This is a genomic window from Micromonospora sp. NPDC049257, assembly GCF_040678915.1.
GTDB lineage: Bacteria > Actinomycetota > Actinomycetes > Mycobacteriales > Micromonosporaceae > Micromonospora > Micromonospora antibiotica.
The window spans coordinates 382535-390101 of sequence record NZ_JBFAQU010000004.1; the positions used below are offsets into that span (position 1 = coordinate 382535).

The following is a 7567-nucleotide window of genomic DNA, read 5'->3' on the forward strand; positions in this document are numbered from 1 at the left end:
TATGTATGATACCGCGGTGACCATCACCCGCACCTCCGGGCACGACGGCCGCCTCGCCCGGATCCGCTACGACAACGCGGCACGCGGCAACTGCTTCGACACCGCGACGCTGCACGACCTCGTCGACACCCTGGAGACCGCCGCCGCCGACGCGCGCTGCGTGCTCATCCGCCTCGACCTGGCCGGCAGGCACTTCTGCGCCGGCTGGGACACCTCCTCCTTCGCCGCGCTGGCCGGTGCCACCCGGGAGACCGTCGCCGCCGACCTGCGCGCCAGCGACGCCGCACTACAGCGCATCCGGCAACTGCCGGTGCCCGTCGTCGCCGCCGTCCGGGGGCGGATCATCGGGTTCGGCGTCGGCCTGCTCGGCGCCGTACACCTGCCGGTCGCCGCCGCCGACGCCCAGCTGTCCCTGCCGGAGGCCCGGTACGGCTTCGCGCCGGCCGGCGTCGGCCACACGATCGCCCGGTCGGTGCCCCGGCCACACGCCTACCACCTGCTGACCGGCGCGGCGACGGCGACCGCCGACCAACTCCTCGACTGGGGCCTGGTGGCCCGGGTGGTCGCCACCGACGAGCTGGACCGGGCGGTCGACGACCTCGTCGACACCCTGCTGGCCGTGCCGGGGTCCACCCTGCGGGCGGTGGTCGAGGTGATCGAGTCGAGCCTGACCACCGGCACCGCCGACCAGGCGTACGACATCTCGGCCCGCACGATCGTCGCGGGCCCGGCCACCCAGGGAGCAGCCGGATGAGACCACGATTCCGACCCGGCGAGGCGGTCTGGGTGGAGCTGTGCACCCCCGACCCGGAGCAGGCCGAGGTGTTCTACGGCGCGCTGCTCGGCTGGACCGTCCGGGCCGAACGCCTCGGCGCCACCACCTACCGGATGTGCAGCCGCGACGGGCGGGACGTCGCCGGGATCTCCGACGCCGCCGCACTGCACGGCGACCGGCCCCGGGGCTGGCTCACCTACTTCGCCGTCGACGACGTCGCCGCGTCCGCGCGGCAGGCGGTGACGCTCGGCGGCGAACTGGTCTCGCCGCCCCGCTACCTGCCGGCGGCGGGCACCGGCGCGGCGGTCGTCGACCCGTTCGGCGCGGCCTTCGGCCTCTACCAGGGTGAGTCACGCGTCGGCGTCCAGGCGGTCAACTCGGTCGGCGCGCTGTGCTGGAACGAACTGGACACCGGTGAACCCGCCGCGTCGGTGGCCTACTACCGCGCCCTGTTCGGCTACACCACCCGGCAGCGCGACGACTCCCCGACCGCCCGGCCCTACACGCTCCTGACGCTCGGGGACGTGCCGGTCGCCGGGGTCCTCGAACTCGACAACGCCTGGCCGAACCTCATCCCGTCGAGGTGGATCACCTACTTCGCCGTCGCGTCCCTGGACGACGCGCTGGCCCGGGTGACCGCCCTCGGTGGATCACCGACGGTCGGGCCGGTCGACACCCCACACGGGCGGCTGCACCTGGTGAAGGACCCCGGCGGCCACACCCTGTGCCTCATCCAGCTCGAAGACGGGCTCCGCCCCGACCACGACTCCAGCGACCCGGCGGTGAACCGATGATGGCCGAGCCCCTGTTCGACTCCGCCGAGTTCCGCCAGGTGTGCGGACACTTCCCCACCGGCGTGACGGCGGTGACCGCGGTGACCGCCGAGGGCGCCGTCGCCGCGCTGACCGTCAACTCGTTCACCTCGGTCTCCCTGGAGCCGGCGAAGGTGCTGTTCTGCGTCACCACCTTCTCGTCGAGCTTCCCGGTACTGATGGGCTCCGACCGGATCGCCATCCACATCCTCAGCCAGGACCAGCAGGACGTGGCCCGCCGGTTCGCCACCTCCGGCCTGACCGGGGCGCAGCGGCTCGACGGGGTCTCCTGGGTGCCCGGCCCCGACGGGGTGCCGCTGCTGCCCGACACCCCGGCGATCCTCGCCGGCCGGCGCGACGAGGTGATCGCCAGCGGCGACCACGTGATCATCCTGCTCGACGTGGACCAGGTGCACCTGAAGCCGACGGACGTGCCGGCGCTGTCGTTCTACCGGGGCCGGTTCGTCACGCCGTCCCGGCCGGCGACCGAGTGAGCCCCGGCCACCGGCCTTCCGAGTCAGCCCCGGCCGCCGGCCTTCCGGGTCTGCCCCGGCCGGCGGCCCAGCCGGAGGAGCGCCGGCCGGCGACCGGGTGAACGCCCGCACCCGGTCAGCCCGGGTGCGGGTCGGTCGGCGGCCTCAGGCGTGGTAGCGGAACAGGATCTCCGCCACGCAGCAGGGCTGCGACGTCTCGGCGAACTCCACCACGATCGACGCCTTGGCCTGGACCCCGGCGGCCGAGCCCTCCCCCGCCGGGGCGATCGGCGTCGCCGAGACCAGCGTCGCGGTGCCCTGGATCTCGACACCCGGTGGCAACGGCCGGACGAACCGGACCCGGTCCAGGCCGTAGTTGACCCCCATCGAGAAGGTCCGCACCTCCAGGATGTCGGCGAGCAGCCGGGGGACGAGGGCAAGGGTCAGGAACCCGTGCACGACGGTGCTGCCGAACGGCCCGGACCGGGCCCGCTCGACGTCGACGTGGATCCACTGGTGGTCCCCGGTCACGTCGGCGAACTGGTCGACCTGCTGCTGGGTCACCACCTGCGGCGCGCTGACCCCCAGCTCCGCGCCGACCAGTGCCAGCAGCTCGTCGGGGGTGTCGATGGTGGTTCGCCTCGTGGTGCGCATCCGGGTGCTCCAATTCGGGTGGTGGGTACGGGAGTCGGCCCTGCTCCGGCGGGCCGGCGCGGTGCGGAACGGGTCAGTCGGGGGTCGCCGCCGGAGGCGTCGACCCGGTGCGGACGGCCGCCTGGGCGGTGACGTGTGCGGTCAGGGTCGCCCACTCCCGGTCCCAGGCCGCGTCGTCGGGCACCGGGCGGGCGAGGCCCAGCATCCGCCGGATCGCCGTCGCGTCGAGGGCGGCCACCGCGTCGGCCAGCGCGTCGACGTGCCCGACGAGGTGATCGTCGGACACCGCCGCACTGACCAGTCCCCGGCGTACGCACTCGTCGGCCGACCAGGTTTCCCCGGTGATCAGCAGGCGGCGGGCGAGCGCCGGGCCGACGGCGAGGGGCAGCAGGACGCTTGACCCCCAGCCGGGGACCTGCCCGGCGGCGAGGTGCCGGTCGCCGATGCGGGCACTGTCGGCGGCGACCGCGAGATCACAGGCGAGCAGCAGTTCGAGGCCGCCGCCGAAGGCCGCCCCGTTGACCGCGGCGACGGTGGGCACCGGGGCCGCCCGGATGCCGCGTACCAGGCGGCGGCCCCGGTCGAGGTGGGTCAGCAGCGCCGGCAGGTCCCCGAGCAGGCCGGTCGCCTCGGCGAGATCGGCCCCGGCGCAGAAGCTGCGGCCGGTGCCGGTGAGCACGAGCACCCGTACGCCCGGGTCGGTCGCGGCGGCGAGCCACCGTTCGAGCCCGGCCAGCACCGTGCTGTCGCAGGCGTTGCCGGCCCCGGGACGGTCGATCCGCGCCCAGAGTGCGGGCCCCCGCCGGGTCAGTGCCACGGAGGTCACGTCAGGCTCACGCAGAACTTGCCGAACCCGGTGCCGGCGAGCATCCGGCCGGCCTGGACGCGGATGTCGGCTAGGTCGACGACGCTGTCGACGGTGGGCCGGAGGCGGTGGGTGTCGACGAAACCGACCAGGGCCACGAACTCGTCGAGCGTGCCCATGGTCGCGCCGTGCACGCTGATCTCCCGGGCGAACAGCCGCGGCAGGTCCAGTTCGGCGGTGAAGCCACTCGTGCCGCCGCACACCACGATGGTGCCGCCGGCCCGGGTGGAGCGGGTCGAGTGGGCGAAGGTGGCGGGGCCGACGGTCTCGACGACGATGTCGGCGAGTTCCGGCGTCCGCGCGCCGCTGTCCAGGGCGACGGCCGCGCCGAGGGCCAGTGCCCGTTCCCGTTTGGCCGGGGAACGGGAGGTGACCATGACGGTGGCACCGGCGGCCACGGCGAGGCTGATCGCGGCGGTGGCGACCCCACCGCCCGCGCCCTGCACCAGGACCACCCGCCCGGGAGCGACCGCCGCCCTGGTGAACAACATCCGGTACGCGGTGAGCCAGGCCGTCGGGAGGCTGGCCGCCTCGGCCCAGCTCAGCCCGGCCGGCTTGGGGACGAGGTGTGCCGCCGGCACGACGATCCGCTCGGCGAGGACACCGTGGCCGGCGTCGGGGAGCAGGGTGGCGTGCGGGACGGTCCGGCCGTTCGGCGCGGTGGGCAGCACCGGGTAGACGATCACGTCGCGACCCTCGGCGACCCCGGCCGCGTCGCTGCCGATGACCCGGGGCCCGTCGTGCGGTGCGGTGCCGACGCCGCGCAGCGTCCACAGGTCGTGCATGTTGAGCGCGCCGGCCCGGACGTCGACGTCCACCCAGCCCGGGGGCGCCGCCGGGGCGGCGAGGTCGCCGACGCGCAGCGCGCCGACCGGGTCGTCGGCGCAGGGTGTCAGGACGTGGGCGGCTCTCATCGCGTCGCCGATCCGGCCGGTTCGGTGGGGCCGTTCCAGAACGCCACGTCGGCGAGGTCGGCCCGGGCGGCGGGACGGAAGTCGAGTCCCCGGGTGTAGGCGACCGGGACGAGGGTGACCGGTCGCCAGTCGTCGGGCAGGCCGAGCACTTCGCGTACCCGGGTGGCCCGGTGCGCCATGGCGGTGGCCAGCACCGAGCCGAGGCCCCGGGAGCGCAGCGCGAGCTGGAACGACCAGGCGAACGGGAAGATCGACCCGTAGTAGCCGGACGCGGTGCCGCCGACCGGCCGCTGCGGGATCGGCTTGGTGCTGCACAGCACGACGAGGACGGGTACCCGCGCCAGGTGGTCGACGAGGTGCTTCACGGCGGTGAGGACCCGGTGCTGCCGTGCCTGGGCCTGCGGGTCGGCGCGTACGCCCGGCGACAACCGGGCGGTGGTGGCCGCCTCGCCGTCGGCCAGCGGCTGCGCGACGGTGGCGTCCCAGATCTCGGTGTACAGCTCGGAGAGCTGCCGTTTGAGCGTCGGGTCGTCGACCGCGACGATCCGCCAGTCCTCCAGGTTGGAGCCCATCGGCGCCTGCTGCGCGAGGCGCAGACACTCCTCGATGACGGCCCGGCCGACGGGCCGGTCGAAGTCCATCCGGCGGCGCACCGCCCGGGTGGTGGTCAACACCTCGTCGATGTCGGTGATCACTGCGCTGCTCATCCGTGGTCCTCTCCGGTGAGGCGGTCGACGGGCTTGTCCCGGTAGGGCAACGGCGTCCCCCACCGGTCGAGATAGCTGACGGCGTCGACGGGCCGCCGGGCCGCGACCTTGAAGTCGGTGCCGACGGTGTACGCGACGGGCAGCATGGTGATCTGCGCCGCGCCGTCGGGTATGCCGAGCAGCGCGGCGACGGACGCCGCGTGGTGCAGGTGCAGGGTGGTGATCACCGTGCCGAGCCCGCGGGCCCGTAGCGCCAGGTTGACCTGCCAGATCGCCGGATAGAGCGACCCGTGGAGGGCGGAGTTGGTGCCGGGGCCGCCGGTGGCCGGGTCGGGCCGCGTCGCGCAGGGGATGACGAGGTACGGGGCCCGGCCGATGCTCCGCGCGAGGTGTTCGGCACCGGCGAGGATGCGTGCGGTCCGGGCACTGACCGTGCCGTCGGCGTCGACACCGCCGAGGCGGCCCCGGACGAGGTGGTGGTCAGCACGTGGTTGAGGTCGGTGAACGGCAGGCTCATCGGCCGACCTCCGCGTCGTGGCCCATCAGGTCGGCGACGTGCAGGGTGTCGCAGTACTCACGGACCTCGGCGATGCCCCCGGGCTGGACGTCGACGACCCAGAGGTAGCGGTTCTGGTAGCGGGAGCCGTCCCCGAGAGTGGCTTCGCCCCGGGCCTCGACGGCGACCAGGGTGTCGTCGACGACCCACCGCTCGGCGGTCACCTCGACGGCGGCCGACCGGTACGCCCCGCCGGACAGCCGCGCCCGCATCGCGGCGAGCTTGCCGGTCATGGTGACCCGCCCGTGCAACGGCCCGTTGGCGTCGAGGTCGCCCCACCGGTGCTGCCGGCCGAGGTCACGGCGGCGGCCGGAGTCGGTCCACCAGGTGGCGTCGGCGGTGAAGTGGGCACCGAACGCGTCGAGGTCGCCCCGGGCCAGCGCCGGCCACGGGGCCAGCGCCGTCACCAGTGCCGTGGGCGCGTCGGCAAGGTCGGGCGCGCGGCAGGCCGGACGGTCGTCGAGGCTGCTGCGGGCGACGGCCGCGCCGCCGCCCACGACGTGCTGCGCGTGGCTGGTGTCGAGGTACTCCCGGACCGCGACGACGGCTCCGGCCGGGTTCACGTCGAAGACGAAGCCGTAGCGGTTGGCGTACTCCAGGCCGCTGGCGTGCACGCCGTACCCTTCGACCTCGATGACGCAGGTGTCGTCCCCGGCGATGATCCGGCGCGGGATCTGCCGGCAGCCGGTCGGAAACGCCTTCGGGCCGAGGGACCGCATCAACGCGAGCTTGTCGTCCATCCGCATGACGCCGTGCAACGGGAAGCGCCCGCTGCCGCGCGGGGCGAGGACCGGGTCGCCGCCGCGTCGGTCGGGGCCGGTGTCCACCCACCAGGTCGCGTCGACGGCGCACAACCGGGCGAGGCCACCGAGGCTGCCCCGGTCGAGCGCGGAGACGAAGTCCATGCCTGTCCGGACCGCGCGGGTCATCCGGCCTCCCACATTCCGACTGGTGGGTATCTAACCCTGTCGGACCGGGCAACTCAAGGGATGCTTTACATACCGACCGGATGGTATTATCGACGACAGCTTGTTGACGAGGGGGTTTGTGGTGTTCGAGGCGTACCAGGTGCCCGAGGAGCACGACGCGGTCCGGGAGGCCGTCCGGGCGGTGTGCGACGCCAGGGTCGCGCCGCACGCCGCCACCGCCGACGAGAACAGCGAGTTCCCGCAGGCCGCCTACGACGCGCTGCGGGCCGCCGACTTCCACGCCCCGCACATCCCCGTGGAGTACGGCGGTGCCGGCGCGGACGCCCTGGCCACCGCCATCGTCATCGAGGAGGTCGCGCGGGCCTGCGCCTCGTCGGCCCTCATCCCGGCCGGCAACAAGCTCGGCACGATGCCCCTGCTGCTGGCCGGCTCCGAGGAACTCCGGCGTCGCTACCTGCCGCCGGTGGCCGCCGGTGAGGGGATGTTCTCGTACTGCCTGTCGGAGCCGGAGGCGGGCAGTGACGCGGCGTCGATGACGACGCGGGCGGTGCGTGATGGTGATCACTGGGTGCTCAACGGGGTGAAGCGGTGGATCACCAACGCCGGCGTGTCGGAGTTCTACACGGTGTTCGCGGTGACCGACCCGGCGGCGCGGTCGCGGGGGATCTCCGCGTTCGTGGTGGAGAAGTCCGACCCGGGGGTGAGCTTCGGTGCTCCGGAGAAGAAGCTCGGCATCAAGGGCTCTCCGACGCGGGAGGTCTACCTCGACAACGTGCGGATCCCGGCGGACCGGATGATCGGCGAGCCGGGGACCGGGTTCGGCACCGCGATGCGGACCCTGGACCACACCCGGGTCACCATCGCCGCGCAGGCCGTCGGGAT

10 protein-coding genes are annotated in these 7567 nt (G+C 74.1%); 4 read left to right on the forward strand and 6 right to left on the reverse strand.

Translation table 11 applies throughout. The features are described from left to right. Positions 1 to 16: 16 nt before the first annotated feature. From AB0K25_RS10085 to AB0K25_RS10095, 3 genes are read left to right on the forward strand one after another with little or no spacing between them, the layout of a single operon-like run. Positions 17 to 754: an enoyl-CoA hydratase/isomerase family protein gene (locus AB0K25_RS10085; RefSeq protein WP_208566425.1), complete on the forward strand. Its 738-nt coding sequence runs from the start codon at positions 17 to 19 to the stop codon at positions 752 to 754. Next, positions 751 to 1569 carry a VOC family protein gene (locus AB0K25_RS10090; protein ID WP_219460753.1) on the forward strand — a complete coding sequence of 273 codons (819 nt, stop codon included), beginning with the start codon at positions 751 to 753 and terminating at the stop codon, positions 1567 to 1569. Before AB0K25_RS10085 ends, AB0K25_RS10090 begins: the two co-directional genes overlap by 4 nt. Further along, positions 1566 to 2081: a flavin reductase family protein gene (locus AB0K25_RS10095; protein WP_219460750.1), complete on the forward strand. Its 516-nt coding sequence runs from the start codon at positions 1566 to 1568 to the stop codon at positions 2079 to 2081. Before AB0K25_RS10090 ends, AB0K25_RS10095 begins: the two co-directional genes overlap by 4 nt. A 144-nt stretch (positions 2082 to 2225) precedes the next feature. Here AB0K25_RS10095 and AB0K25_RS10100 read toward each other — a convergent pair whose 3' ends face one another. The 6 genes from AB0K25_RS10100 to AB0K25_RS10125 all read right to left on the reverse strand — a co-directional run bounded on the left by AB0K25_RS10100 (position 2226) and on the right by AB0K25_RS10125 (position 6685). Next, positions 2226 to 2714, reverse strand: coding sequence for a MaoC family dehydratase (locus tag AB0K25_RS10100; protein WP_219460746.1), 489 nt, complete (start codon positions 2712 to 2714; stop codon positions 2226 to 2228). Between the two features lie 73 nt (positions 2715 to 2787). After that, the gene (locus tag AB0K25_RS10105) at positions 2788 to 3531 is read right to left on the reverse strand and encodes an enoyl-CoA hydratase/isomerase family protein (protein ID WP_357533953.1); all 744 of its coding nucleotides are present in this window, start codon (positions 3529 to 3531) and stop codon (positions 2788 to 2790) included. 5 nt (positions 3532 to 3536) lie between these two features. Then, entirely contained in the window at positions 3537 to 4493 is a 957-nt protein-coding gene (locus tag AB0K25_RS10110) for a zinc-binding dehydrogenase (RefSeq protein WP_219460742.1), read from the reverse strand. Beyond that, positions 4490 to 5200 (reverse strand): nitroreductase family protein, encoded by a 711-nt coding sequence (locus AB0K25_RS10115; protein ID WP_357533957.1) that lies wholly within the window; start codon positions 5198 to 5200, stop codon positions 4490 to 4492. The genes AB0K25_RS10110 and AB0K25_RS10115 overlap by 4 nt, the downstream gene beginning before the upstream one ends. Next, positions 5197 to 5610: a nitroreductase family protein gene (locus AB0K25_RS10120; RefSeq protein WP_363819606.1), complete on the reverse strand. Its 414-nt coding sequence runs from the start codon at positions 5608 to 5610 to the stop codon at positions 5197 to 5199. Before AB0K25_RS10120 ends, AB0K25_RS10115 begins: the two co-directional genes overlap by 4 nt. 103 nt (positions 5611 to 5713) lie before the next feature. Beyond that, a complete protein-coding gene (locus AB0K25_RS10125) occupies positions 5714 to 6685 on the reverse strand; it encodes a nuclear transport factor 2 family protein (RefSeq protein WP_219460736.1) in 972 nt (323 codons plus the stop codon). Between the two features lie 121 nt (positions 6686 to 6806). Between AB0K25_RS10125 and AB0K25_RS10130 the strand changes: the two genes are divergently transcribed. Beyond that, on the forward strand, positions 6807 to 7567 hold a 761-nt coding region (locus tag AB0K25_RS10130), incomplete at its 3' end, for an acyl-CoA dehydrogenase family protein (RefSeq protein WP_363819609.1).

Excerpts from the sequence above, each read along its gene's own strand:
- AB0K25_RS10090 (WP_219460753.1), top strand. The coding sequence starts at position 751 with ATGAGACCACGATTCCGACCCGGCGAGGCGGTCTGGGTGGAGCTGTGC.
- AB0K25_RS10095 (WP_219460750.1), top strand. The coding sequence starts at position 1,566 with ATGATGGCCGAGCCCCTGTTCGACTCCGCCGAGTTCCGCCAGGTGTGC.
- AB0K25_RS10100 (WP_219460746.1), bottom strand. The coding sequence starts at position 2,714 with ATGCGCACCACGAGGCGAACCACCATCGACACCCCCGACGAGCTGCTG.
- AB0K25_RS10110 (WP_219460742.1), bottom strand. The coding sequence starts at position 4,493 with ATGAGAGCCGCCCACGTCCTGACACCCTGCGCCGACGACCCGGTCGGC.
- AB0K25_RS10115 (WP_357533957.1), bottom strand. The coding sequence starts at position 5,200 with ATGAGCAGCGCAGTGATCACCGACATCGACGAGGTGTTGACCACCACC.
- AB0K25_RS10125 (WP_219460736.1), bottom strand. The coding sequence starts at position 6,685 with ATGACCCGCGCGGTCCGGACAGGCATGGACTTCGTCTCCGCGCTCGAC.